The sequence below is a fragment of the Zoogloea sp. genome, from assembly GCF_041908905.1.
Classification (GTDB): Bacteria; Pseudomonadota; Gammaproteobacteria; order Burkholderiales; family Rhodocyclaceae; genus Zoogloea.
In genome coordinates this window covers 313,644-338,534 of the sequence record NZ_JAYREK010000001.1, presented here as the reverse complement: position 1 = coordinate 338,534, position 24,891 = coordinate 313,644, and the positions used below count along the sequence as shown (strand labels likewise).

Sequence of the window (24,891 nt, the reverse complement as noted above, 5' to 3'; positions counted from 1 at the left end):
GGCTCAGCGCCCCTTGAACACCGGCGGGCGCTTGGCAAAGAAGGCGTCGAGGCCTTCCTTGTAGTCTTCGGTGGCCAGGAAGTCGAAGGCGGCGCGCTTTTCGTCGGCCGACAGGGGCGTGCCCTTCATCAGCCGATGCACCCACTGCTTGTGCCAGCGGGCCACCAGCGGCGCGCCCTTGAGGATGCGGGCGGCGGTGGCGTGGGCTTCGCGCTCGACCTCCTCGTCGTCCACCACGCGGGTCAGCAGGCCCTTGGCGAGAGCCTCGTGGGCGCCGAGGATGCGCCCCTCGAGCAGGATCTCCAGCAGCACCGCCGGGCCGACGAGCTCGAGCAGGCCGGCCATCTCGCCCGGATACATCGAGAAGCCCAGCTTGTTGATCGGCGCGCCGAAGCGGCTCGACTCGCCGGCGATGCGGATGTCGCAGCAGCCGGCGATCTCCAGCCCGCCGCCGATGCAGGCGCCCTGGATCATCGCCACGGTGGGCACCGGGCAGGCGCGGATGGCGTCGAGGGCGGCGGCGACGAGCCCTTCGTGGTAGTGCAGGGCGTCGTCGACGGTGGCGCGCACGACCAGGAATTCCTCGATGTCGCCGCCGGCTGCAAAGGCCTTGTCACCTGCGCCGCGCAGGATCACGCAGCGTACCTCGGGGTCGGCGTTGATGGCGCTCATGCGGGCCTGCAGGGCACGCCACATGTCGGCGTCCACGGCGTTGAGCTTGTCGGGGTTGGAGAGGCTCAGGGTCGCGACGCCCGAGGTCTGGCTGCAGTGGATTTCTCCGGACATTGGGGGGTTCCGTGGGTGAAAAAGGTATTGCGCTGCAAAAAAGTTCCATACGCAGTAGTATGGAGTCTTGTGTATGTTATATCATCTGGCTCGGGCGTCGTTGCGGCGCGGCTTCGCCCTGCGTCACATCCATCGATAACACCAAGAAATGGCAGTCTGGGGTCTTTGCCCTGAGGAACCAACAGACAGTCCGCGCCACATCCACTGATGTACTAAGGGAGGAAACATGTCGAGCACTGCAAACCAGAGTGCGGTTTACGCACGCATCCGAAAGAACCCGCGCTTCACCGAGCTCGTCTCCAAGCGTACGAGTTTTGCCACCCTGTTGTCGGTGGTCGTCCTGGTGATCTTCTACGGCTTCTTCATGGTCGTGGCGTTCAACCCCAATCTGATCGGCCAGCGCCTCTCCGAGGGCTCCTACCTCACCGTGGGGATCGCCGCCGAATTGTTCATGTTCATCTTCTTCTGGGTGCTCACGGCGGTCTACGTCAAGCGCGCCAATGGCGAATTCGACGCCATCACCGAAGAAGTCGTCCGCGACGCCGCGAAGGGGGTGAAGTGATGCGAGCCCGTCTCAATCTTGCGCTGCTGGCCCTGCTGGCGCCGGCCCTGTCCTTTGCCGGTGATGCGATTTCCGCCACCGAGAAGCAGGCGCTCAACATCCACGCGATCGGCATGTTCGTGCTGTTCGTCGGCATGACCCTGTTCATCACCAAGTGGGCGGCCGGGCGCACCAAGTCGGCGTCCGACTTCTACACCGCCGGCGGCGGCATCACCGGCTTCCAGAACGGCCTCGCGATCGCCGGCGACTACATGTCCGCCGCCACGCTGCTGGGCCTCACCGCGCTGGTCTACACCAAGGGCGTCGATGGCTACATCTACATGATCGCCTTCTTCGCCGGCTGGCCGATCATCCTGTTCCTGATGGCCGAGCGCCTGCGCAACCTGGGCAAGTTCACCTTCGCCGACATCACCTCCTATCGCCTCAACCAGGGCAAGGTGCGCACGATGGCGGCGGTGTCCTCGCTCACCGTGGTGTGCTTCTATCTGGTGGCCCAGATGGTCGGTGCCGGCCAGCTGATCAAGCTGCTGTTCGGTCTCGACTACAACATCGCCCTGTTCGTCGTCGGCGCGCTGATGATGGTGTATGTCACCTTCGGCGGCATGGTCGCCACCACCTGGGTGCAGATCATCAAGGCCTGCATGCTGCTGGCCGGTGGCACGTTGGTGATGATCCTGGCGATGAGCCAGTTCGGCTTCAGCTTCGAGAACCTGATGGCCAAGGCCGTCTCGGTGCATAGCCTGGGCGAGAAGATCCTCTTCCCCGGCTCCCTGCTGCCCGACCCGATCACCGCGCTGTCCCTGGGTCTCGGCCTGATGTTCGGTACCGCCGGTCTGCCGCACATCCTGATGCGCTTCTTCACGGTGACCAACGCCAAGGAAGCCCGCAAGTCGGTGCTCTATGCTTCCGGTTTCGTGGCCTACTTCTTCAACGTGATCCTGCTGATGGGCCTCGCCGCCATCATCATCGTCGGCCAGAACCCCGAGTTCTTCGAGGGCGGCAAGATCGGTGGCAAGATCATCGGTGGTGGCAACATGGTCGCGATGCACCTGGCCAAGGCCGTGGGCGGCAACCTGCTGCTGGGCTTCCTGTCGGCGGTGGCCTTCGCGACCATCCTGGCGGTGGTGTCCGGCCTGGCGCTGGCCGGTGCGGCGTCGATCTCCCACGACATCTATGCCCGCGTGATCCGCAAGGGCAAGGCCACCGAGACCGAGGAGCTGCGCGTCTCCAAGCTGTCCTCCGTGGGTCTGGGCCTGGTGGCGATCGTCCTCGGCATCCTCTTCGAGAAGATGAACGTGGCGTTCATGGTGGCGCTGGCCTTCGGTATCGCCGCCTCCGCCAACTTCCCGGTGCTGATCCTGTCGATGTACTGGAGGGGCCTCACCACCCGCGGCGCGGTCGTCGGCGGCTACGTCGGCCTGGTGGCGGCGGTGCTGTTCGTGCTGTTCTCCAAGTCCGTGTGGGTGACCGTGCTGGGCAACGCCCAGGCGCTGTTCCCGTATGACCAGCCGGCCCTGTTCTCCATGCCGCTGGCCTTCCTGGTGACCTTCATCGTGTCGAAGCTCGACAACAGCGCCGAAGCCCAGGCCGAGCGCGCTGCCTTCGAAGACCAGTACGTCCGTGCCCAGACCGGTTTCGGCGCCGCCGAAGCCAGCTCGCACTAAGCCAGCCGGGCCCCGCGAGGGGCTCGCCGGATGCAGAAACCCCCGCTCGGGCCTGGCTCGGCGGGGGTTTTTACATGGGTGAGAGGCTGTGTTTTTGAGTGGGGCGGCCCAGGCCGCTGCCGGGCGCTCAGGTGGTGCTGTCGCGACTGGCGGCGAACTTGGCGAGGGCCTGGCGGCCGCTGGAGATGTGCTCGCGCATCAGCTGTTCGCTGCGCGCGACATCGCGCCGGGACAGCGCGTCGAGGAGGCCCCGGTGTTCGGCGAGGGACTGCCTGAGGCGGCCGTCGCTGAACAGCGAGTGGTGGCGCGACAGTTTGATGACCTTGCGCAGGTCGGTGATGGCCTGGGTCAGCCAGCGGTTGCCGGCGATGTGCTGGACTTCCTGGTGGAAGGCCTGGTTGGCCTCGAAGAAACCGTCGATGTCGTTGGCGTCGGCGGCCCGCTCGAGATCGTCGTGGATCGCGCGCAGCTGGTCGAGGTCGGCCTCGCTGGCCTTGCGGGCGGTGTCGGCGGCGCACTGGCCTTCGAGCAGCGCCATGACGGTGAAGATCTCGTCCAGGTCGCGCTCGGAGATCTCGGTGACGTAGCAGCCGCGCCGCGGCTTGAGCGTCACCAGACCCTCGGCGGCGAGCACCTTGAGGGCCTCCCGCAGCGGGGTGCGCGAGATCCCGTAGTCGGCGGCCAGGGCCTGCTCGTCCACCCAGGTGCCGGGCGGCAGTTCGTGGGAAAAAATGCGCTGGCGCAGTCGCTCCGCGACTTCCTGGTACAGGGCTAGGGGGGCTATCCGGCCGGCCTTCATCGATTCGCGTGACGGGTTTTGTTGGAGAGGTGACTCAGCTATTGCATCCATAATTATGGATAAAGTATTATTTACAGGATATCAAGTCAAGCACCTGCGCAGCATCTGAACCCGGGTCTGTCCGGCGGCATCGCCGGCGGATCGAACAAGACAAAGAGGGAGGGAGAAATGCCCTGCGCAGGGCACGACAGCCGGCCGTGGCCAGGGGTCACGGCCGGTACTGCCGTATATGATCGAACCGTCACGGGCCGTCCGGTGGCCCCAAAAATCGAGGGTAACAAGCCATGGCGAACAGCAAAGAACCGACCTTCCCGCAACCTGATCTGGCCGCCTGGAACAAGGCCGCCGCCAAGTCGGCCCCCGAAGGCGATGTTGCCAAGCTCAATTGGGTGACGCCGGAAGGCATCACGGTCAAGCCGCTGTACACCGCGGCCGACCTCGAGGGCCTCAAGTACGCCGACACCCTGCCGGGTTTCGAGCCCTTCCTGCGCGGCCCGCAGGCCACCATGTACGCCGCCCGTCCGTGGACCATCCGCCAGTACGCCGGCTTCTCCACCGCCGAAGCGTCCAATGCCTTCTACCGCAAGGCGCTGGCGGCCGGCGGCCAGGGCGTCTCGGTGGCCTTCGACCTGGCCACCCACCGCGGCTACGACTCCGACAACCCCCGCGTGGTCGGTGATGTCGGCAAGGCCGGCGTGGCCATCGACTCCGTCGAGGACATGAAGATCCTCTTCAACGAGATCCCCCTCGACAAGGTGTCCGTCTCGATGACCATGAACGGCGCCGTGCTGCCCATCCTCGCCGGCTACATCGTCGCCGCCGAAGAGCAGGGCGTCTCGCAGGACAAGCTGTCCGGGACCATCCAGAACGACATCCTCAAGGAGTTCATGGTCCGCAACACCTACATCTACCCGCCGACGCCGTCGATGAAGATCATCGCCGACATCTTCCAGTACACGTCGACGCACATGCCCAAGTTCAACAGCATCTCGATCTCGGGCTATCACATCCAGGAGGCGGGCGCCAACCAGGCCATCGAGCTGGCCTTCACGCTGGCCGACGGCGTCGAGTACGTGCGCACCGGCATCAAGGCCGGCATGGACGTGGACACCTTCGCCGGCCGCCTGTCCTTCTTCTGGGCGGTGGGCATGAACTTCTACCTCGAGATCGCCAAGATGCGTGCCGCGCGCATGCTGTGGTGGCGCCTCATGAAGCAGTTCGAGCCGAAGAGCCAGAAATCGATGATGCTGCGCACCCACAGCCAGACCTCCGGCTGGTCGCTCACCGAGCAGGACCCGTACAACAACGTCGTGCGCACCACCATCGAGGCGATGGCGGCCGTGTTCGGCGGCACCCAGTCGCTGCACACCAACGCGCTGGACGAAGCCATCGCGCTGCCCACCGAGTTCTCGGCCCGCATCGCCCGCAACACCCAGATCATCATCCAGGAAGAGACCCACATCACCAGCGTGGTCGACCCGTGGGCTGGCTCCTACATGATGGAGAAGCTCACCCAGGACATGGCCGACAAGGCCTGGGCCCTGATCGAGGAGATCGAGGCGATGGGCGGCATGACCAAGGCCGTCGAGTCCGGCTGGGCCAAGATGAAGGTCGAGGAGTGCGCCGCCGAGAAGCAGGCCCGCATCGACTCCGGCAAGGACGTCATCGTCGGCGTCAACAAGTACAAGCTGGCCAAGGAAGACCCGATCGAGATCCTCGACATCGACAACCACGCCGTGCGCGAGGCCCAGATCGAGCGCCTCGCCCGTATCCGCGCGATGCGTGACCAGGCCGCCGTCGACGCCGCCCTGGCCGCCCTCACCGAGTGCGCCAAGACCGGCGAAGGCAATCTGCTCGATCTCGCCGTGAAGGCCGTGCGCCTGCGCGCCACCGTCGGCGAGATCTCCGACGCGCTCGAGGTCGTCTTCGGCCGCTACCGCGCCAACCCGCAGGCCGTCACCGGCATCTACAACGCGGTGGTCGAGGGCAACGACGACTGGCAGGCCCTGAAGGCCGACATCGAGGCCTTCGTCGCCGAAGAGGGCCGCCGCCCGCGCATCATGATCGCCAAGCTCGGCCAGGACGGCCACGACCGCGGCGCCAAGGTGGTGGCCTCGGCCTTCGCCGACCTGGGCTTCGACATCGACATCGGCCCGCTCTTCCAGACCCCCGAGGAAGCCGCCCGCCACGCGGTCGAGAACGACGTGCACGCGGTGGGCTGCTCCAGCCTCGCCGCCGGCCACAAGACGCTCGTGCCGGCCATCATCAAGGCCCTCAAGGACCAGGGCGCCGACGACATCATCACCTTCGTCGGTGGGGTGATCCCGGCCCAGGACTACGACGCCCTCTACAAGGCGGGCGCCGCCGGCATCTTCGGGCCCGGCACGCCGATCCCGACCGCGGCCCGCGAGGTGCTCAAGCAGATCCGCGCCGCGAAGAAGGGCTGAGCATCTCCCTGACGCCGGCCGGCCTGCGCCGGTCGGCGACGTGTCCCGCGATGGGCGAAGGGCTTCGGCTTTTTCGCCCATCCGCATTCGTGAAGCATCCACGACGACTCTCGCGCCCCCGCTCCTGAAGACGCCATGTCCGCGACCTCCATGTCCGCTGAAAACCTGCCCCGCGACGCCGCCGACCAGGCTCTTGTCGACGGTGTGCTCGCCGAGCAGCGGCGCCCCCTCGCCAAGACCATCACCCTGATCGAATCCCAGCGGGCCGATCACAAGCAGCGCGCCCGCAGCGTGCTGGAAGGCCTGCTGCCCCACACCGGCCGCTCCATGCGGGTGGGCATCTCCGGCGTGCCGGGGGTTGGCAAGTCCACCTTCATCGAGGCGCTCGGGCTCTACCTCATCGACCAGGGCCACAAGGTGGCGGTGCTCGCCGTCGATCCGTCGTCCAGCGTCACCGGCGGCTCCATCCTCGGCGACAAGACGCGCATGGAGTTGCTCTCCCAGCGCACCGAGGCCTTCATCCGGCCGAGCCCGTCGGCGGGCAGCCTGGGCGGCGTTGCCGAAAAGACCCGCGAGGCCATGCTGGTCTGCGAGGCGGCCGGCTTCGACGTGATCATCATCGAGACGGTGGGCGTCGGCCAGTCGGAGACCGCCGTGGCAGGCATGACCGACATCTTCTGCCTGCTCCAGCTCCCCAACGCCGGCGACGACCTGCAGGCGATCAAGAAGGGCATCATGGAGCTCGCCGACCTGATCGTCATCAACAAGGCCGACATCAACCCCCAGGCGGCCACCGTGGCCCGCTCCCAGATCAAGAGCGCGCTGGGCATGCTGCGCCATGCCTCGCCCAACTGGGCCCCGCCGGTGCTGATGCTTTCTGCGTTGCAGAAGCAGGGGATCGCCGAATTCTGGAATACCATTGAAAACTATCGTTCCACGATGCAGCGGAGCGGTGAGTTCGAAGCCCGTCGCCGCCATCAGGCGCGGGCCTGGATGTGGGAACTGATCGATCAGGGCCTGCGGGCCCGGTTCGCGAGTCACGCCCGGGTACAGCAGGATCTGCCCGGTTTGCAGGCGGCCGTCGAGGCCGGCCAGACAACCCCTTCGGCCGCCGCGATGCGGTTGCTGGGCTATCTGGGCTGAATCAAAAAAACGGATTTTAACTGGAGGCTGTAAATGCACGACATCATCCACCAGCTGGAAAAGAAGCGCGAAGCGGCCCGCCTGGGTGGCGGCCAGAAGCGAATCGACAGCCAGCACAAAAAAGGCAAGCTGACGGCCCGTGAGCGCATCGAACTCCTGCTCGACCCGGATTCCTTCGAGGAATGGGACATGTTCAAGGAGCACCGCTGCGTCGATTTCGGCATGGACCAGTCCGAGAAGACCCCGGGTGACGGCGTCGTCGTCGGTTACGGTACCATCAACGGCCGGCTGGTGTTCGTGTTCAGCCAGGACTTCACCGTGTTCGGCGGCTCCCTGTCCGAAACCCACGCCGAGAAGATCTGCAAGGTGATGGACCAGGCCATGAAGGTCGGTGCTCCGGTGATCGGCCTCAACGACTCGGGCGGCGCCCGCATCCAGGAAGGCGTGGCCTCCCTCGGCGGCTATGCCGACGTGTTCCAGCGCAACGTGATGGCCTCCGGCGTCGTGCCGCAGATCTCCATGATCATGGGCCCCTGCGCCGGCGGCGCGGTGTACTCGCCCTCGATGACCGACTTCATCTTCATGGTCAAGGACTCGTCCTACATGTTCGTGACCGGTCCCGAAGTCGTGAAGACCGTGACCCACGAAGACGTCACCGCCGAAGAGCTGGGCGGTGCGGTCACCCACACCACCAAGTCCGGTGTGGCCGACCTGGCCTTCGAGAACGACGTCGAAGCCCTGTCGATGCTGCGTCGCTTCATGAACTTCATCCCGGCCAGCAACCGCGAGATGCCGCCGGTCACGCCGACCAACGACCCGGTCGACCGCTTCGACTACTCCCTCGACACCCTGGTGCCGGACAACGCCAACAAGCCGTACGACATGAAGGAGCTGATCGTCAAGGTCGTCGACGACGCTGATTTCTTCGAGCTGCAGCCGGACTACGCCAAGAACATCATCATCGGCTTCGGCCGCATCGACGGCAGCCCGATCGGCATCGTCGCCAACCAGCCGCTGGTGCTGGCCGGCTGTCTCGACATCAAGTCGGCGATCAAGGCCGCCCGCTTCGTGCGCTTCTGCGACGCCTTCAACATCCCCGTGGTCACCTTCGTGGATGTGCCGGGCTTCATGCCGGGTACCGCCCAGGAATACGGCGGCATCATCAAGCACGGCGCCAAGCTGCTCTACGCCTACGCCGAATGCACCGTGCCGAAGGTCACCGTGATCACCCGCAAGGCCTACGGCGGCGCCTACGACGTGATGTCCTCCAAGCACCTGCGTGGCGACGTCAACCTCGCCTGGCCGTCGGCCGAGATCGCCGTGATGGGCCCGAAGGGCGCCGTCGAGATCATCTTCCGCGAAGAAAAGAACGACCCGGAAAAGCTCGCCCAGCGCGAGGCCGAGTACAAGGCCAAGTTCGCCAACCCCTTCGTGGCCGGTGCCCGCGGCTTCATTGACGACGTCATCATGCCCCGCGCCACCCGCAAGCGGATCGCCCGCTCGCTGGCCATGCTCAAGGACAAGCAGCTCGAAAACCCGTGGCGCAAGCACGGCAACATCCCGCTGTGATCGCCGAGGACGCCAAGAACATGTTTACCAAGATCCTGATTGCCAACCGCGGTGACCAGCCGCGAAGCGGCGCAGCGACGAAGTCACATTGCCTTGCACGCGAAGCGTGCGCAGGCGGTTTCACCGCGGAGACCCTGAATGTTCAATAAAATCCTGATCGCCAACCGCGGTGAAATTGCCTGCCGCGTCATCAAGACCGCCCGCAAGATGGGCATCGCCACCGTCGCCGTCTACTCCGAGGCCGACAAGGACGCGCTCCACGTCGAGCTCGCCGACGAGGCCGTGTGCATCGGCCCGGCGGCCTCGAAAGAGTCCTACCTGGTCATGGACAAGATCATCGCCGCCTGCAAGCAGACCGGCGCCCAGGCTGTCCATCCCGGCTACGGCTTCCTGTCCGAGAACGCCGAGTTCTCCCGCCGCCTCGAAGAGGAAGGCATCAAGTTCATCGGCCCGAAGCACTACTCGGTCGCCAAGATGGGCGACAAGATCGAGTCGAAGAAGCTCGCCATCGAAGCCGGCGTCAACACCATCCCCGGCTACAACGATGCCATCGCCGGCCCCGACGAGGCGGTCGAGATCGCCAGGAAGATCGGCTACCCGGTGATGATCAAGGCCTCCGCCGGCGGCGGCGGCAAGGGCCTGCGCGTGGCCTACAACGACGCCGAGGCCCACGAAGGCTTCTCGTCCTGCGTCAATGAGGCCCGCAACTCCTTCGGCGACGACCGCGTCTTCATCGAGAAGTACGTCCTCGAGCCGCGCCACATCGAGATCCAGGTGCTGGGCGACTCCCACGGCAACTACGTGTATCTCAACGAGCGCGACTGCTCCATCCAGCGCCGTCACCAGAAGGTCATCGAGGAGGCGCCGAGCCCCTTCGTCGACCCCGAGATGCGCAAGGCGATGGGCGAGCAGGCCGTGGCCCTGGCCCGCGCGGTCAACTACGAATCGGCGGGTACCGTCGAGTTCGTGGTCTCCGGCGCGACCAAGGAGTTCTACTTCCTCGAGATGAACACCCGTCTCCAGGTGGAGCACCCGGTCACCGAACTCATCACCGGCCTCGACCTCGTCGAGCAGATGATCCGCGTCGCCTACGGCGAGAAGCTGCCCCTCAGCCAGGCCGACGTGCAGATCAACGGCTGGGCGATGGAATGCCGGATCAACGCCGAAGACCCGTTCCGCGGCTTCCTGCCCTCCACCGGCCGTCTGGTCAAGTTCCTGCCGCCCACCGAAGTCCCGGGCCAGGTGCGTGTCGACACCGGCGTCTACGACGGCGGCGAGATCTCGATGTTCTACGACTCGATGATCGCCAAGCTGATCGTGCACGGCTCCACCCGCGAGCAGGCCATCGCCCGCATGCGTGACGCCCTCAACGCCTTCGTGATCCGTGGCATCTCCTCGAACATCCCGTTCCAGGCCGCGCTGATGCAGCACCCGCGCTTCCAGTCGGGCATCTTCGACACCGGCTTCATCGCCAAGGAGTACCCGAAGGGCTTCGACGCCTCGATGGTGCCCCACGACGACCCGGCCCTGCTGGTCTCCGTCGCGGCCTACGTCTATCGTGCCTTCACCGACCGTTCCGCCTCGATCTCCGGCCAGCTCCAGGGCCACGAGCGCACCGTCGGCGACCACTGGATGGTCATCCGCCTCAACAAGGAAGGCAACGAGCACCACCCGGTGGTGGCCCGTCGCATCGCCGGCGGCTACCACATCGAGTACAAGGGCGAGCACTACGAGATCCTGTCCGACTGGAAGCTCGGCGAAACCCTGTTCAATGGCACCTGCAACGGCGAGCCCTTCACCCTGCAGGTCGAGCGCCACAAGACCAAGTACAGCCTGTTCCACTGGGGCACCCGTGCCGACTTCATGGTCATGAGCGCCCGCGCCGCCGAGCTGCTGGCCCTGATGCCCGAGAAGCTGCCGCCCGACCTCTCGAAGTTCCTGCTCTCCCCGATGCCGGGCCTGCTGCGTGAAGTGGCGGTCCAGGTTGGCCAGGAGGTCAAGGCCGGCGAGAAGCTGGCGGTCATCGAAGCCATGAAGATGGAGAACATCCTCAAGGCCGAGCAGGACTGCAAGGTCAAGAAGATCGTCGCGCTTGCCGGGCAGAGCCTGGCGGTGGATGATGTGATCATCGAGTTCGAATAAGCATTGCGAGCCTCCGCCGGGTGCGCTTCCCGCCCGGCGACAGGCGCTGGTTCCGTTCGATGGGGAGGGAGACCCGTCCTGTGGGCGGGTTCCTGTCGAGGGAGTTGGGGTCGTCGAATGACGACCCCTTTTTTTGACCTCGGCGCGGTGCACCCGCTGCCCCGCCGCGGGCATCGCGGCAGTCCGCTAAAGTCGCGGCGGATGGCTGCCGTTTCAAGAATCAATCCGTTCAACATTTAACGGCCGGGGCGGCGGCCCCTGCTGCAGAATGGTCTCGAATCTTCCGGAGACGCTGAAAGTGTTACCCCTGCTCATCGTCAAGCTTGGCGATACCATTCCCGACCTCGCCGCCTGCAGGGGAGGCTTCGAAACCTGGATCGCCGCGGCGCTCGGCAGCGCGCCGGTGCGGATCGTCGATCCCCGCCACGATCCGCAGGGCCTGCCCGGCCCGGCCGAGATCTCGGCGGCGGTTATCACCGGCTCCCGCTCGATGGTGACCGACCGGGCCGCCTGGAGCGAGCACACCGCCCGCTGGCTTGCCGGCGTGGTGGCCGCCGGCAAGCCCGTGCTCGGCATCTGCTACGGCCACCAGCTGCTGGCCCACGCCCTCGGGGGCGAGGCCGACTGGCACCCGGAGGGCATCGAGATCGGCACCGTGGTCGTGCGCAAGACGCCGGCGGCCGTTGCCGACCCGCTGTTTGCCGAGCTGCCGGAGGTCTTCCATGCCCAGGCCGTCCATCGGCAGACCACCGTGCGCCTGCCGCCGGGCGCGGAATGCCTGGCCCACAACGATTTCGAGCCCCATCACGCCTTCCGCTTCGGCCAGGCCGCCTGGGGCGTGCAGTTCCACCCCGAGTTCGACGCCTTCGCGATGCGTGGTTACATCCGCCACCTGGCCGATGCCCTGCGCAACGACGGGGCCGATCCCGACGCCATCGCCCGCACCGTCACCGACACGCCGGCCGCCGCCGCCATCCTCGCCCGTTTCGGACGCTTCGTCATGGAACGGTCGGCCCGCCCGATGGCCTAAATGCAACGGTAGTGCGTCCTTCCCCGGGCTTATCCACGGGGGGGCGACTTGCATGATGGCGTAGGCATGTAGAATCCGCCGGTACGTGCAGCAGGGAGCAAGAGGGTGGGTAAAAAGATTTTCCGATGCATGTCCGTCGCCCTCATGCTGGCGCTTGCCGGCATGGCCCACGGAGCCGAGCGCGTGCTGAAGGTCGGGGTGATCCAGCATTCACCGCCGATGTCCTACCTCGACGCCGGCGGCGGATTGACGGGTTTCAATGTCGAGATCATGCGGGAGCTGTGCCGGGAGCTGGCGGCCCGCTGCGATACCGTCGTGCTGCCCCTCGAGCGGGTTGTCGATGCCCTGGCGGCGGGCGAGGTCGACTTCGCTGCGGTGAGCCTGCTGGTGACCCCCGAGCGCCGCGCCCGGGTGCTGATGACCCGGCCCTACTATCGTTCGATCAGCGTGTGGTTCGCCCGCCCCGGGCTCAAGCCCGGCGAGGGGCGGGTCGCCGTCGTCAAGGGGGGCATCCAGGCCCGCCATGCCCAGGCCCGGGGCTGGCAGTGGCTGCCCTTCGACAACCACGAGGCGATTTTTGCGGCTCTGGTGGCCGGCCAGGCCGATGCCACCCTGCTGCCGATGGCGAGCGCCATCGCGCTGCAGCAGGACCCCCGCGCCCAGGCCCTGGGCCTGAAGAGCATCGCGGTGCAGGCGCCGGAGCTCGCCGGCGACACCGCGCTCGGGGTCAATCCCCGCGACCGGGCCCTGCTCGAGCAGCTCAACGAGGCCCTCGACCGGATCAAGCGCGACGGCCGCTTCGACCGTATCAATACCCGCTTCATCCCCTTCCGCCTCCAGTGACCCGCCCAGAGCCCCCCGCCAAGATGCATCGAACCTGGCGGGCCGGGCGTTTCCTGCTGGCGGTGTCCAGCCTGTTTGCGGTTCTGGCGCTGGCGGCGGTGGTGTGGCTGGGCGTGGATCTCCACGCCTTCCGTCGGGCGGCGGGGCAACTGCAGGCCGAAACCGTGCCCTGGACCCTCGAGCGCCAGCGTCTCGGCCGCAACCTCGAGCAGCTGCGCCTGGAAGGCCAGCGGGTCCTGATGGCCTCCAGCCCGGCGTCCCGCCAGGACGCGCTCTTTCTGGTGCATGTGCTGTCGGCCCAGCCCGGCATGGCCGACGACCCGCGCACGGCCAGCCTGGCGGCGGAGGTCGAGGGTTTCCTGCAGCGGATCGGCTCCCCCGCGGCGCCCGCCGACATCCAGGCCTGGGAGGCCCTGTCCAGCCGCCTGCGGCTGATGGCCGACGACCTGTCGGTGGAGGGCGGCAAGCGCATGAGCCACGAGCTCGCCCACCTCTCCAACGAGATCGACGAGGCGAGCTACAAGCTGTTCTTCAACCTGCTGCTGGTAGCCGGCTTCGTGGTGGTGTTCCTGCGGATCGTGCAGCGCTACCTGATCCGCCCGCTGCAGCGGATCCAGCGGGTGTTGTCGTCCCTCGACGCCCGCCTGCCGGCGCCGGCCTTCCCGCCCGGGCCGATGGCCGAGATCCGCGCCGTCGAGGACGCCATCGTCCGATTCCACGCCACCCTGCGCGAGAACGACGAGGTCCGCCTGCGCCTGGAGCGGCTGGCCACCACCGACGGGCTCACCGGGCTGTTCAACCGCCATCATTTCATGGGCCTCGCCGCCGACGAGATGGCCCGGGCGGCCCGCTACGGGCGGCCGATCACCGTCGCGATCGCCGACCTCGACCACTTCAAGCAGATCAACGACACCCTCGGCCACGCGGCGGGCGACCACGTGCTGCGGACCTTTGCCGGGCTGCTCGGCGAAACCCTGCGCCAGACCGACCGGGTGTGCCGCTACGGCGGCGAGGAGTTCGCCTTCGTGTTTCCCGAGACCACGCCGGAGGAGGCCCTGCAGCTGGCCGAGCGGCTGCGCGCCCGCCTCCTCGACAACCCCCTGGTGCTGCCGGACGGGCGCCGCCTGGAGGTCACCTTCAGCATGGGGCTCACCGACGGTTCCGGCTGTGACCTTGAGGAGAGCCTGGCCCGGGCCGACCTGGGGCTCTACGAGGCCAAGCGCAGCGGCCGCAACCGCAGCGTCATCACCCAGCGGCCCGACCTCGGCTGATCAGCCGTAGCGCCGGGCGGCCTCCACCGCCAGGCCGGCGCCGATGCTGCCGAACAGGTCGCCCTCCACGCTGCGCGCCCGCGGCAGCTCGGCGGCGATGCGGGCCCGCAGCTGGGGCACGCCGCTCGCGCCGCCGGTGAAATACAGCGTATCCACCTGCTCCCGGGCCAGCCCAGCCTGGGCCAGCAGCGCATGCACCGTCTGCGCGACCCGGTCCACCAGGCCCTGGGTGGCGCGGGCGAAATCCTCGCGGCCGATGTCGTGGGCGAGGTCCGCCTCCAGCCGGTCGAGCTGCAGGCGGGTCGTGGCGGCGGCGGACAGGTCGATCTTCGCCTGCTCCACCTGCAGGGCCAGCCAGTGGCCTTCCCGCCGGCCGATCAGGCGGGCCAGGCGGTCGAGCTCGCGCCGCGCGCAGGCGTCCCGGTAGAGGTGCTGGAAATCGGCGAAGGCCTGCCGGGTGTAGGCGAAATTGATGGTGTGCCAGGTGGCGAGCTGGAAGAACAGCCCGGACGGGATCTCGGCGCCGCTCTTCATGAGGCTCTTGTGGCCCAGCAGCGGCATCACGCACTCCAGCGACAGGGCCCGGTCGAAGTCGGTGCCGCCCACGTGGAGGCCGGCGTTGCCGAGCAGGTCGTCCTGGCGGTCGAGGTGGCGGGCCCGTTCCGGCGACAGGCGCACCAGCGAGAAGTCGGCGGTGCCGCCGCCGATGTCGGCGATCAGCACCAGCTCCTCGCGCGCCAGCGAGGCCTCGTAGTGCAGCGCCGCGCCGATCGGCTCGAACTGGAAGCTCACTTCGCGGAAACCCACCTGACGGGCGATGTGCTCCAGGGTGTCCTGGGCGCGCCGGTCGGCGGCGGGGTTGTCGTCCACGAAGAACACCGGGCGGCCGAACACCGCCTGGTCGAAGGCGCGCCCGGCGGCCACCTCGGCGCGCTGCTTGAGCTCGCCGATGAAGCTCGCCAGCAGGTCGCTGTAGCGCAGCGCCCGCCCGGCCACCTCTGTGCTGCCCTCCATCAGGTTGCTGCCCAGCAGGCTCTTCAGCGCCCGCATCAGCCGGCCCTCGTAGCCCTCCAGGTACTCCTGCAGCGCATCGCGTCCGTAGTGGGTGCTCTCCTCGTAGGCGTTGAAGAACACCGCCGAGGGCAGCGTCGGCTTGCCGTCCTCCAGCGCCAGCAGCGCCGGGACCCCGGGCCGCAGCCAGCCGACGGTGGAGTTGGAGGTTCCGAAGTCGATCCCGCAGGCGCGGGGCAGGGTGGCACTCATGGGCGGGCGGGGGGAAACGCGGGGGGCGGATGTTACGCCGCTCGGGCCCGGCGAGGAAGAGGCCCGCCGCCCAGCTTTGGCGGGGGTGTGATGGATGGCCCGGCCCGCCGGGGCGTGGCCCGGGGACGCGGTTTTCGGGCGCCGATCCACGTTATCCGGCTTTGCAAGAGAGGGCCGCGCCCGCGTCGGAATTTCGGAGGAATCCCCGGCCACCGGCCTGGGTGTCCAGATCCGGCCTCAGTCCTTCTTGATCAAGCCCGCCAGCGCCGCGAACGGGTTGTGGGTGGCGGCCTTGCCGGGCTGTTTGGCGGCGACGTTGCCCTGGGTGGCTTCGAGCTGGCGCTGGTGCTCGTTGTCGTGGCAGTAGAGGCACAGCAGCTCCCAGTTGCTGCCGTCGGGCGGGTTGTTGTCGTGGTTGTGGTCGCGGTGGTGCACCGTGAGTTCGCGCAGGTTGGCGTGGGTGAACTCGCGGGCGCAGCGGCCGCAGATCCACGGGTAGATCTTGAGGGCCTTTTCGCGGTAGCCCTCGGCGCGCTTGTCGGCGGCGCGGCGGGCTTCGAGGACGAGACGGTCGAGTTTTTCGCTCATGATGGGGTTCCGGGGAAGCGGAGGGCCAGGTCGGCCAGGGCGTCTTCGATGATCTCGGCGGCCCATTCGAGTTCGGGTTCGCCGACGATCAGCGGCGGGGCGAAGCGCAGCACGCTGTCGTGGGTGTCCTTGGTCATCAGGCCGCGGGCAAGCAGCCATTCGGCGGCGGTGCGGGCGTGGACCCGGCGGAGGTCGAGCTCCATGCCGATCAGCAGCCCGCGCCCGCGCACCTCGCGGATCAGCGGGTTGGCTATGGCCTGCAGGCGGGCCAGGAAGGCGGCGCCGAGGCGCTCGGCGCGCTCGGCGAGCCGCTCGTCGGCGAGCAGCGCCAGGGCCTCGTCGGCGACGGCGGCGGCCAGCGGGTTGCCGCCGAAGGTCGAGCCGTGGTCGCCCGGCTGGAAGACCTGCATCAGCGCGTCGTCGGCCAGGAAGGCCGACACCGGCAGCAGACCGCCGCCGAGGGCCTTGCCGAGGATCACGCCGTCGGGCCGCAGGCCCTCGTGTTCGCAGGCGAGCAGGCGGCCGGTGCGGCCGAGGCCGGTCTGCACCTCGTCGGCGATCAAGAGCACGTTGTGGTGGCGGCACAGCTCGGCGCAGCGGGCCAGCCAGCCGGCGGGCGGGATGCGGATGCCGCCCTCGCCCTGGATCGGCTCGAACAGGAAGGCGGCGGTGTTGGGGGTGATGGCCGCCTCGAGGGCCGCGGCGTCGCCGTAGGGGATGCTGCGGAAGCCCGGCGCGAAGGGGCCGAAGCCGTCGCGGTACTGGGTTTCGGACGAGAAGCCGACGATGGTGGTGGAGCGGCCGTGGAAGTTGTTGTCGCAGACGATGATCTCGGCCTGGCCGTCGGCGACGCCCTTGACCTTGTAGGCCCACTTGCGGGCGGCCTTGATGGCGGTCTCGACGGCTTCGAGGCCGGTGTTCACCGGCAGCGCGCGGTCGTAGCCGAGCAGCGCCGACAGGCGTTCGAGCATCAGCGGCAGGCGGTCGTTGGAGTAGGCCCGCGAGGTGAGGGCCAGCCGGCTGGCCTGGTCGGTGAGGGCGCGCACCAGGCGCGGGTGGCTGTGCCCGAAGCTGACCGCCGAGTAGGCGCTCATCATGTCGAGGTAGCGCCGGCCTTCCACGTCCCACAGCCAGACCCCTTCGCCGCGGGTGAACACCACCGGCAGCGGGGCATAGTTGCGGGCACCGAAGGTTTCCTCGCGCTGGCGCAGCTGGGCAGTGGTGGGGCCGAGGGCGGCGGCGGCGATGTCGCGCACCCAGCCGGCACCGCTGCCGTCGCGGTCGCGCTCGGGGACGTATTCGACGATCTCGAGGGCCATCAGGTCGGCGCAGTTGCGCAGGCCGTGGAGGGCGTCGACCAGCTCCTGCGGGTCGAGGCCGTCGGGCACCAGGCAGGTGGTGGCGGGCAGTGCGGCGCAGTCCATGGAGTCGAGGTCCACCGACACGCCGAAGCCGGCGGTGCCGGTGCGGGCGATGGTCATGGCTTCGCACAGCACGGCGGGCAGGCCGCGGGCCTGGACCTCGGGCATGTAGAAGATCTTCACCCCCAGCCGTTCGAGCAGGGCCTTTTCCTCCGGCTCCCAGGAGCGGGCGCCGACGATGGCGACGTGGGCCGGGTCGAGGTGCGGGCCGGGCAGCCCGGCGAGGGCCTCGTGGCCGACCCCGAGCAGGGCCGCCAGGGGCATGCCGTGGATGTTGCCGGTGTGGGTGGTGCGCTCAGTGTGGGCGTCGAGGTGGGCGTCGATCCAGATCAGGCCGAGCTTGCCGCGGGGGGCGAGGCTGCGCGCGACGCCGCGCCAGGTGCCCGCGCCGATGGCGTGGTCGCCCCCCAGCACGAGGGGGATCGCGCCGTCGTGGCAGATGCCGGCGACGGTGTCGGCCAGGTCGTGGAGCAGGTGGCTGACCAGGCCGAGGCGATCGGGCATCGGCGGATGGGGCGGCTTGGGGGCCGAGGGCTCGAGCAGGGTTTCCCAGCGGGCGCGGATGCCGCGCTGGCGGAGCTGGGCGTCGAGGCCGAGGGCACGCAGGGCGCGGGGGCCGGCGGCGGGGCCGAAGATGGGCGCGCCGAGGCAGGAACCGACGCCTACGATGCGGACCGGGCGGGAGAGCACGAACGGGGCGGGCATGATGATCCTCGCGGGGGGGGCGGAAGTCCTGCCTGTTGGAGCGGCCGGCCGGGGGTTTCGTTCAGGCCGGGGCGGTGGGGTTCAATCTAGAAACGGCAGTTCGACGCACCAGCGGGCGTGTGGCGCATTCACCATCAGGCGGAGCATCGGCGAAGGCACCATCGCAAGCATTCATGCGGTCATTCAGGCTCCGAAAAGCGGCCTACTGCCGTTTCCAGGTTCAATGCAGCCAGTGCCAGGCCTCGAGGCCGATCAGCACCGCCAGCAGGCCGGCCAGCGCGGAGAGCCAGCGGCGCTGCCGGCGGGTTTCGTCGGCCAGCCGCGCGAGCTCGGCGGGCAGGGCGTCGTTGTGCGGGGCGGTTAGGTGCTGGTGGATCAGGCGCGGCAGCTGGGGCAGGGTGCCGGCCCAGTCGGGCGCCTCGTGCTTGAGCTGATTGACCAGCGCGCGCCAGCCGATCTGGTCGTTCATCCAGCGTTCGAGGAAAGGCTTGGCGGTCTTCCAGAGGTCGAGGTCGGGGTCGAGCTGGCGGCCGAGGCCCTCGATGTTGAGCAGGGTCTTCTGCAGCAGCACCAGCTGGGGCTGCACCTCCATCTCGAAGCGGCGGGCGGTCTGGAACAGCCGCAGCAGGGTCTTGCCGAAGGAGATGTCCTTCAGCGGACGGTCGAAGATCGGCTCGCAGACGGCGCGGATGGCGCCCTCGAACTCGTCCACCCGGGTGTGGGCGGGCACCCAGCCGGCCTCGATGTGGGCCAGCGCCACGCGGCGGTAGTCGCGCTGGAAAAAGGCCAGGAAGTTGGTGGCGAGGTATTTTTTGTCGGAGTCGTTGAGGGTGCCGATGATGCCGAAGTCGAGGGCGATGTAGCGCCCGCGGGCGGGGCCTTCGGTGGCCACGAAGATGTTGCCCGGGTGCATGTCGGCGTGGAAGAAGCCGTCCCGGAAGACCTGGGTGAAGAAGATCTCGACGCCGGCCCGCGACAGGGCCTTGAGGTCGATGCCGTGGGCGCGCAGCTTGTCGAGCTGGGAGATCGGGATCCCCTTCATGCGCTCCATCACCATCACGTTGGTGGCGCACCAGTCCCAGTGCACTTCGGGCACCACCAGCAGCTCGGAATCCTTGAAGTTGCGCCGCAGCTGCGAGCAGTTGGCGGCCTCGCGCATCAGGTCGAGCTCGTCGCGCAAATACTTGGAGAACTCGGCGACCACCTCCCGCGGTTTGAGCCGGCGGCCTTCGGGCCACACCTTCTCGAGCACCGTGGCGGCCATGTCGAGGAGGGCCAGGTCGTGGGTGATCACCGGTGCGATGCCCGGGCGCAGCACCTTGACCGCCACCTCGGTGCCGTCGGGCAGCTCGGCGAAATGCACCTGGGCGATCGAGGCCGAGGCCACCGGCTCGCGGTCGAAGCGGGCGAAGACCTCGTCCACCGGCTTGCCGTAGGCCTCGTGGAGCTGGGCCAGGGCTTCTTCGGTGGGGAAGGGCGGCACCCGGTCCTGCAGGCGGGCCAGCTCCTCGGCGATGGCCGGCGGCAGCAGGTCGCGGCGGGTGGACAGCATCTGGCCGAACTTGACGAAGATCGGCCCGAGGGATTCAAGGGCCTGGCGCAGGCGGGCGCCGGCGGGTTCGTCGAAATGGCGGCGGCGGCTGAGCCAGGCGAGCCGGCCGGTCGGCTCGTTGGAAAGGATCATCTGGTCGAGGCCGTATTTCAGGCTGACGGAGATGATCTTGACGAGGCGAAAAAGGCGCACGGCGGCAGGCGGAAACGAAAACGCGGATTGTGCCCGGAAAGCCCGGGCCGTGAAAGCGGCCCGCCGTCAGCGCCGGCGGCGCGGGGGCTCGATGGCCGGCGGCGGGGCGCCCGGATGCACCTGCTCGACCAGCCAGCGCACGGTGGCGCGGATGTCGCGCTTGAGGGCGTCGCTGTCGGCGGGGCTGCCGAGGTCGAGGCGGGCCAGCCCGTCGGCATCCACGCCGAAGGGGGGCAGGCGCCACTCGCGCTCGACCACGAAGAGGTGGTCGCCGTCGCGGATGACCTTCTGGGCCACCACATAGCCGTAGTCGCGCGTGCCGAAGCGCCCGCAGTAGGCGGTGCGGGTGGCGTGGGGCAGGCCTTCGCGCTCGCCGCTGGTGAGGCCGCTGGTGGTGAAGGGGCTGCAGTGGGCGGCGAGGCCGCTGGCGATGTGGCCGAGGTAGGCCTCGGGGCTCATGCCCTGGTCGGCGAAGCGCTGCACGAGAAGGCGGTCGCGGTAGTCTTCGAGCCCCTGGCCACGGGGGATGTACTCCTCATGGCGGACGCCCTGGCCTTCGCGCAGGTCGACGACGCGCCAGCCCGGCCCGGCCGGCAGGGGCAGGCGCCAGTTGAGGGTGGCGGGTTCGGCGCCGGCGGCGCCGGCCGTCAGCAGGGCCGCCGTGCCGAGCAGGGCGGCGCCGGAACGGCGGAGCCGGCGGGCGAGGCGCGGGAGGCGGGAGGGGCGTCTGCGGAGGTTCACGGCATGGCTCGCGGGGCTGCGCAATCCCTTAAACATACGCCATCCGGCCGCGCTTCGTCACGCCTGCGGCACTTTGTTGGCGCCCGCCGTGAGCGCAAACGCCGGTAAGTCCCCCGCTTCGATATAATCCGGGACTTTTAGTCGCAGTTTTTTGCCATGAGCGCCGATTCCAAGACCCAGCTTGCCGACCTCCTGCGCGCCGCGCTTCTGAGCGTGGCCCCCGAACAGGCCGACACCCCCATCAACCTGGAACGTCCGAAGCAGGCCGGGCACGGGGATTTCGCGAGCAACCTGGCCCTGCAGCTCGCCAAGCCCCTCAAGCGCAACCCGCGCGAACTGGCGGGCCTGCTGCTGGCCGAGCTGCCGGCCTCGCCCCTGGTGGCCAAGGCCGAGGTGGCCGGCGCCGGCTTCATCAACTTCACGCTGGCCTCCGACGCCAAGACGGCCGTCGTGCAGCGGGTGCTCGACCAGGGCGAGGCCTTCGGCCGCGGCCAGAAGAGCGGCGTCAAGGTGCAGGTCGAGTTCGTCTCGGCCAACCCCACCGGCCCGCTCCACGTCGGCCACGGCCGCGGCGCCGCCTACGGCGCCTCGCTCTCCGACGTGCTCGAGTTCGCCGGCTTCGACGTGACCCGCGAGTACTACATCAACGACGCCGGGCGGCAGATGGACATCCTGGCGCTGTCCACCTGGCTGCGCTACCTCGACCTCTTCGGCATCGCCGTGCCCTTCCCGCCCAACGCCTACCAGGGCGACTACGTGAAGGAGATGGCCGCCCAGATCAAGGAAGGCCACGGCAACCGCTTTGCCGCCGTCACCGCCGCCGACGTGCTGCAGGACGCGCCTTCGGTCGAGGCCGACAAGGAAGGCCACCTCGACGCGCTGATCGCCAACGCCAAGCGCCTGCTCGCCAGCGACTACGCCTGGGTGCACGGCTTCGCCCTCACCGAGCAGCTCGGCGACGGCCGCGAAGATCTGGAGGAGTTCGGCGTCACCTTCGACAAGTGGTTCTCCGAGCGCTCGCTGTTCGACACCGGCCTGGTCGAGAAGGCCGTCGCCGAGCTCGAGGCCCGCGGTCACCTGTATGTGCAGGACGGCGCCAAGTGGTTCCGCTCCACCGCCTTCGGCGACGAGAAGGACCGCGTGGTCCAGCGCGAGAACGGCCTGTTCACCTACTTCGCCTCCGACATCGCCTACCACGCCAACAAGTACGAGCGCGGCTTCGACCGCATCATCGACATCTGGGGCGCCGACCACCACGGCTACATCCCCCGCGTGAAGGGCGCCCTGCAGGCGCTGGGCCTGCCGCCCGAGAAGCTCGACGTGGCGCTGGTGCAGTTCGCGGTGCTCTACCGCGACGGCCAGAAGGCGGCGATGTCCACCCGCTCCGGCGAGTTCGTCACCCTGCGCGAGCTGCGCAACGAGGTCGGCAACGACGCCTGCCGCTTCTTCTACGTGCTGCGCAAGGCCGACCAGCACCTGGATTTCGACCTCGACCTCGCCAAGAGCCAGAGCAACGAGAACCCGGTGTATTACATCCAGTACGCCCACGCCCGCCTGTGCTCGGTGCTGGGGCAGTGGAACGGCGTGCTGGCCGACCTCGGCGGCGCCGACCTCGGCCGCCTCGACAACGAGCGCGAGCTGGCCCTGTGCGCGCGCCTCACCGCCTTCCCGGAGGTCGTCCAGAACGCCGCGGCCGACTACGCGCCGCACCAGATCGCCTTCTACCTCAAGGACCTGGCTGGCGAGTTCCACAGCTACTACAACGCCGAGCGCATGCTGGTGGACGACGAGGGCCTCAAGCTGGCCCGCCTGGCGCTGGCCGCCGCGGTGCGCCAGGTGATCCGCAACGGCCTGGCGCTGCTGGGTGTCTCCGCTCCCGACTCCATGTAACCCCCGGACTGTCAGCCCATGACCCGCGATCCAATGCCTCGCCTGCAGACCAGAAGCCCCCGCTCGGCAAACCGGGGCAGCACCCTGGTGGGGATTTTCGTCGGCCTGATCCTCGGTGCGCTGGTCGCGGCGGGCATCGCGCTGTACTTCACCTCGGCGTCGCCCTTCCCCAAGGCCAAGCCGGACGACAAGCCCGCGCCGGCGCCCCAGCCGGCCAAGCCCGCCGGCAGCGATCCCATCGCGCTGCCCGGCAAGGCCGGCGACAAGCCGGTCGAGAAGCCGCGCTTCGACTTCTACAACGTGCTGCCCAAGGGCTCCGACGCGCTCCCCGCACCGGAAAAGCCCGAGGAGACCACCGAGATCGTCAAGCCCGAGAAGGCTGAGAAGGCCGACAAGCCGAAGCCGGCCAAGGCCGATGAGGCGGCCAGGCCCAAGGAAGAGAAAGCCGACAAGGCGAGGGATGACGCCGAGCGCGCCAGGGCCGAGGCGGCTCTCCTCGACAAGCCGCTGACCCCCGAGAAGTTCTACCTGCAGGCCGGTTCCTTCGAGGATCCGTCCGAGGCGGACAACCTCAAGGCGCGTCTTGCGTTGATGGGGGTGGAGGCCAGCGTGCAGAAGGTGGATGTACCCGAGAAGGGCACCATGCACCGGGTGCGCGTCGGCCCCTACATGGGCCAGGAGGCAATGAGCAAGGCGCGGGAGCAGCTCAGTTCGAGCGGCATCAGCACCGCCGTCGTGAAGATCAAGCCGAAGGAACCAAAACCCGTCCCGGCCCCTCAATGAGTGCTTTGAAGAACCTAGGAGTAAGCGTAAATGCAGCGTCGTGACGTCCTCAAACAGCTTTCCGCGCTGGCCGTCGTCGGTGGCGTGGGTCTGCCGGCCCTGGCCCAGCCCGTGGGTTACGAGCTGGTGTCGCCGGCCCAGCCCACCGATGCCAAGGGCAAGGTCGAGGTCCTGGAGTTCTTCCACTACGGCTGTCCCCACTGCCGCAACTTCGATCCCCTGCTGGAGCAGTGGGTCAGGAAGCTGCCCGCCGACGTCGTGTTTACCCGTGTGCCGGTCACCTGGGGCAACCCGCAGCTCACCGGCCTGGCCAAGCTTTTCCTGACCCTCGAGGCCACCGGCGACCAGGCCCGCCTGCACGGCCAGGTCTTCGACGCGGTGCAGTCCGAGAAGCTGCCGCTGCACACCGAGGCCGGCGCCCAGGAGTGGGCTGTCAAGAAGGGCATCGACGCCAAGAAGTTTGCCGAGGCCTATCGCTCGTTCAACGTCAATGTGCGCCTCAAGCGCATCGAGGAGCTGGGCCGCAACTACAAGGTCCAGGGCGTGCCGCAGCTGGCCATCGACGGCAAGTACTTCACCTCCGCCTCCATCGCCGGCAGCCACGAGGCGGCGCTCAAGGCGGCCGACCAGCTGATCGTCCGCGCCCGCGGCGAGCAGGGCCGCAAGTAATCCGCCGGTGCCGCCCGCCCGGGCGGCATCCGCCGGTCCCCCGGTTCATCCCTCCATGCCATTGCGGGTCTTCATCACCGGTGCCTCCAGCGGCATCGGCGCCGCCCTCGCGCGCCATTACGCCGCCGGCGGGGCCACCCTCGGCCTGGTCGGCCGCCGCCAGGCCGCCCTCGACGAACTTGCCCGCAGCCTGCCCGGCGAGCACGCGGTGTATCGCCTCGACGTGGCGGCGCCGGGGGCGCTGGCCGAGGCGGCGGCAGATTTCATGGCCCGCGTCGGGTTGCCCGACGTGGTGATCGCCAATGCCGGCGTGTCGGTGGGCACCCTCACCGAGGAGGCCGGCGATCTGGCCGCCTTCGAGCGGGTGCTGCGCACCAACGTGCTCGGCATGGTCGCCACCTTCCAGCCCTTCGTCGCGCCGCTGCGCGAGTGCGGGCAGGGGCGGCTGGTGGGCATCGCGTCGGTGGCGGGTATCCGCGGCCTGCCCGGGGCCGGCGCCTACAGCGCCTCGAAGGCGGCGGCGATCGCCTACCTCGAGAGCCTGCGCGTCGAGCTGCACGGCAGCGGGGTACGGGTCGTCACCATCGCGCCGGGCTACATCGACACGCCGATGACGGCGGTCAACGATTACCCGATGCCCTTCATGCTGCCGGCCGACGCGGCGGCGCGGCGCTTCGTGCGGGCCATCGAGGCCGGCACCGGCTACACGGTGATCCCCTGGCAGATGGGTGTCGTCGCCAAGCTTCTGCGCTTGCTGCCGAATCCGCTGTTCGACCGGATCTTCGCCCGCGCGGGGCGCAAGCCCCGCGGGTTGCTGGGCGAAGGCTGAGC

20 protein-coding genes are annotated in these 24,891 nt (G+C 68.5%); 13 read left to right on the top strand and 7 right to left on the bottom strand.

The annotated features are described in order from the left end of the window. Positions 1-3: 3 nt before the first annotated feature. Complete coding sequence (locus tag ACE3OU_RS01635; RefSeq protein ID WP_374239786.1) at positions 4-786, bottom strand: enoyl-CoA hydratase/isomerase family protein; 783 nt, start codon at positions 784-786, stop codon at positions 4-6. Between the two features lie 226 nt (positions 787-1,012). On the opposite strand from ACE3OU_RS01635, the gene ACE3OU_RS01630 reads away from it, so the two are divergent. Then, complete coding sequence (locus ACE3OU_RS01630; RefSeq protein WP_374239785.1) at positions 1,013-1,348, top strand: DUF485 domain-containing protein; 336 nt, start codon at positions 1,013-1,015, stop codon at positions 1,346-1,348. After that, a complete protein-coding gene (locus ACE3OU_RS01625) occupies positions 1,348-3,012 on the top strand; it encodes a cation acetate symporter (RefSeq protein ID WP_374239784.1) in 1,665 nt (554 codons plus the stop codon). Before ACE3OU_RS01630 ends, ACE3OU_RS01625 begins: the two co-directional genes overlap by 1 nt. Before the next feature lie 127 nt (positions 3,013-3,139). Here the strand turns inward: ACE3OU_RS01625 and ACE3OU_RS01620 are convergent, their stop codons facing one another. Then, positions 3,140-3,811: a GntR family transcriptional regulator gene (locus ACE3OU_RS01620; protein WP_374239783.1), complete on the bottom strand. Its 672-nt coding sequence runs from the start codon at positions 3,809-3,811 to the stop codon at positions 3,140-3,142. 284 nt (positions 3,812-4,095) lie between these two features. On the opposite strand from ACE3OU_RS01620, the gene scpA reads away from it, so the two are divergent. The 7 genes from scpA to ACE3OU_RS01585 all read left to right on the top strand — a co-directional run bounded on the left by scpA (position 4,096) and on the right by ACE3OU_RS01585 (position 14,256). Then, a complete protein-coding gene (scpA, locus tag ACE3OU_RS01615) occupies positions 4,096-6,258 on the top strand; it encodes a methylmalonyl-CoA mutase (RefSeq protein WP_374239782.1) in 2,163 nt (720 codons plus the stop codon). Positions 6,259-6,393: 135 nt separating this feature from the next. Beyond that, a complete protein-coding gene (gene meaB / locus ACE3OU_RS01610; RefSeq protein WP_374239781.1) occupies positions 6,394-7,401 on the top strand; it encodes a methylmalonyl Co-A mutase-associated GTPase MeaB in 1,008 nt (335 codons plus the stop codon). 33 nt (positions 7,402-7,434) lie between these two features. Next, positions 7,435-8,970, top strand: a complete 1,536-nt coding sequence (locus ACE3OU_RS01605; RefSeq protein WP_374239780.1) for an acyl-CoA carboxylase subunit beta — start codon at positions 7,435-7,437, stop codon at positions 8,968-8,970. A 138-nt stretch (positions 8,971-9,108) separates the two neighbouring features. Next, positions 9,109-11,112 (top strand): acetyl-CoA carboxylase biotin carboxylase subunit, encoded by a 2,004-nt coding sequence (gene accC, locus ACE3OU_RS01600; RefSeq protein WP_374239779.1) that lies wholly within the window; start codon positions 9,109-9,111, stop codon positions 11,110-11,112. A 298-nt stretch (positions 11,113-11,410) separates the two neighbouring features. After that, complete coding sequence (locus tag ACE3OU_RS01595; RefSeq protein ID WP_374239778.1) at positions 11,411-12,142, top strand: glutamine amidotransferase; 732 nt, start codon at positions 11,411-11,413, stop codon at positions 12,140-12,142. 129 nt (positions 12,143-12,271) lie between these two features. Further along, complete coding sequence (locus ACE3OU_RS01590; protein WP_374239777.1) at positions 12,272-12,985, top strand: transporter substrate-binding domain-containing protein; 714 nt, start codon at positions 12,272-12,274, stop codon at positions 12,983-12,985. A 23-nt stretch (positions 12,986-13,008) separates the two neighbouring features. Beyond that, positions 13,009-14,256 carry a diguanylate cyclase gene (locus tag ACE3OU_RS01585; RefSeq protein ID WP_374239776.1) on the top strand — a complete coding sequence of 416 codons (1,248 nt, stop codon included), beginning with the start codon at positions 13,009-13,011 and terminating at the stop codon, positions 14,254-14,256. Here ACE3OU_RS01585 and ACE3OU_RS01580 read toward each other — a convergent pair whose 3' ends face one another. The 5 genes from ACE3OU_RS01580 to ACE3OU_RS01560 form a co-directional block, all read right to left on the bottom strand. Further along, entirely contained in the window at positions 14,257-15,519 is a 1,263-nt protein-coding gene (locus ACE3OU_RS01580; RefSeq protein WP_374239775.1) for an Hsp70 family protein, read from the bottom strand. Between the two features lie 237 nt (positions 15,520-15,756). Continuing rightward, on the bottom strand, positions 15,757-16,107 hold the full coding sequence (locus tag ACE3OU_RS01575) for a YajD family HNH nuclease (protein ID WP_374239774.1): 351 nt from the start codon (positions 16,105-16,107) through the stop codon (positions 15,757-15,759). Beyond that, entirely contained in the window at positions 16,104-18,233 is a 2,130-nt protein-coding gene (gene rocD, locus ACE3OU_RS01570; RefSeq protein WP_374239773.1) for an ornithine--oxo-acid transaminase, read from the bottom strand. The genes ACE3OU_RS01575 and rocD overlap by 4 nt, the downstream gene beginning before the upstream one ends. A 220-nt stretch (positions 18,234-18,453) precedes the next feature. After that, a complete protein-coding gene (ubiB, locus tag ACE3OU_RS01565; RefSeq protein ID WP_374239772.1) occupies positions 18,454-19,977 on the bottom strand; it encodes a ubiquinone biosynthesis regulatory protein kinase UbiB in 1,524 nt (507 codons plus the stop codon). Between the two features lie 66 nt (positions 19,978-20,043). After that, positions 20,044-20,718 (bottom strand): hypothetical protein, encoded by a 675-nt coding sequence (locus tag ACE3OU_RS01560; RefSeq protein ID WP_374239771.1) that lies wholly within the window; start codon positions 20,716-20,718, stop codon positions 20,044-20,046. A 156-nt stretch (positions 20,719-20,874) separates the two neighbouring features. Between ACE3OU_RS01560 and argS the strand changes: the two genes are divergently transcribed. The 4 genes from argS to ACE3OU_RS01540 are packed head-to-tail and all read left to right on the top strand — an operon-like array spanning position 20,875 to position 24,889. Further along, positions 20,875-22,608 carry an arginine--tRNA ligase gene (argS, locus tag ACE3OU_RS01555; protein WP_374239770.1) on the top strand — a complete coding sequence of 578 codons (1,734 nt, stop codon included), beginning with the start codon at positions 20,875-20,877 and terminating at the stop codon, positions 22,606-22,608. 18 nt (positions 22,609-22,626) lie between these two features. After that, positions 22,627-23,391, top strand: coding sequence for an SPOR domain-containing protein (locus ACE3OU_RS01550; RefSeq protein WP_374239769.1), 765 nt, complete (start codon positions 22,627-22,629; stop codon positions 23,389-23,391). A gap of 30 nt (positions 23,392-23,421) precedes the next feature. Then, the gene (locus tag ACE3OU_RS01545; protein ID WP_374239768.1) at positions 23,422-24,060 is read left to right on the top strand and encodes a thiol:disulfide interchange protein DsbA/DsbL; all 639 of its coding nucleotides are present in this window, start codon (positions 23,422-23,424) and stop codon (positions 24,058-24,060) included. 55 nt (positions 24,061-24,115) lie between these two features. After that, a complete protein-coding gene (locus tag ACE3OU_RS01540; protein WP_374239767.1) occupies positions 24,116-24,889 on the top strand; it encodes an SDR family oxidoreductase in 774 nt (257 codons plus the stop codon). Positions 24,890-24,891: the final 2 nt, after the last annotated feature.

Bases quoted from the DNA above. Each gene is read 5' to 3' on its own strand.
- accC (WP_374239779.1), top strand. From the start codon at position 9,109: ATGTTCAATAAAATCCTGATCGCCAACCGCGGTGAAATTGCCTGCCGC.
- ACE3OU_RS01635 (WP_374239786.1), bottom strand. From the start codon at position 786: ATGTCCGGAGAAATCCACTGCAGCCAGACCTCGGGCGTCGCGACCCTG.
- ACE3OU_RS01590 (WP_374239777.1), top strand. From the start codon at position 12,272: ATGTCCGTCGCCCTCATGCTGGCGCTTGCCGGCATGGCCCACGGAGCC.
- argS (WP_374239770.1), top strand. From the start codon at position 20,875: ATGAGCGCCGATTCCAAGACCCAGCTTGCCGACCTCCTGCGCGCCGCG.
- rocD (WP_374239773.1), bottom strand. From the start codon at position 18,233: ATGCCCGCCCCGTTCGTGCTCTCCCGCCCGGTCCGCATCGTAGGCGTC.
- ACE3OU_RS01630 (WP_374239785.1), top strand. From the start codon at position 1,013: ATGTCGAGCACTGCAAACCAGAGTGCGGTTTACGCACGCATCCGAAAG.
- ACE3OU_RS01620 (WP_374239783.1), bottom strand. From the start codon at position 3,811: ATGAAGGCCGGCCGGATAGCCCCCCTAGCCCTGTACCAGGAAGTCGCG.
- ACE3OU_RS01625 (WP_374239784.1), top strand. From the start codon at position 1,348: ATGCGAGCCCGTCTCAATCTTGCGCTGCTGGCCCTGCTGGCGCCGGCC.
- ACE3OU_RS01550 (WP_374239769.1), top strand. From the start codon at position 22,627: ATGACCCGCGATCCAATGCCTCGCCTGCAGACCAGAAGCCCCCGCTCG.
- ACE3OU_RS01575 (WP_374239774.1), bottom strand. From the start codon at position 16,107: ATGAGCGAAAAACTCGACCGTCTCGTCCTCGAAGCCCGCCGCGCCGCC.
- scpA (WP_374239782.1), top strand. From the start codon at position 4,096: ATGGCGAACAGCAAAGAACCGACCTTCCCGCAACCTGATCTGGCCGCC.
- ACE3OU_RS01540 (WP_374239767.1), top strand. From the start codon at position 24,116: ATGCCATTGCGGGTCTTCATCACCGGTGCCTCCAGCGGCATCGGCGCC.
- ACE3OU_RS01605 (WP_374239780.1), top strand. From the start codon at position 7,435: ATGCACGACATCATCCACCAGCTGGAAAAGAAGCGCGAAGCGGCCCGC.
- ACE3OU_RS01545 (WP_374239768.1), top strand. From the start codon at position 23,422: ATGCAGCGTCGTGACGTCCTCAAACAGCTTTCCGCGCTGGCCGTCGTC.
- ACE3OU_RS01580 (WP_374239775.1), bottom strand. From the start codon at position 15,519: ATGAGTGCCACCCTGCCCCGCGCCTGCGGGATCGACTTCGGAACCTCC.
- meaB (WP_374239781.1), top strand. From the start codon at position 6,394: ATGTCCGCGACCTCCATGTCCGCTGAAAACCTGCCCCGCGACGCCGCC.
- ACE3OU_RS01585 (WP_374239776.1), top strand. From the start codon at position 13,009: ATGCATCGAACCTGGCGGGCCGGGCGTTTCCTGCTGGCGGTGTCCAGC.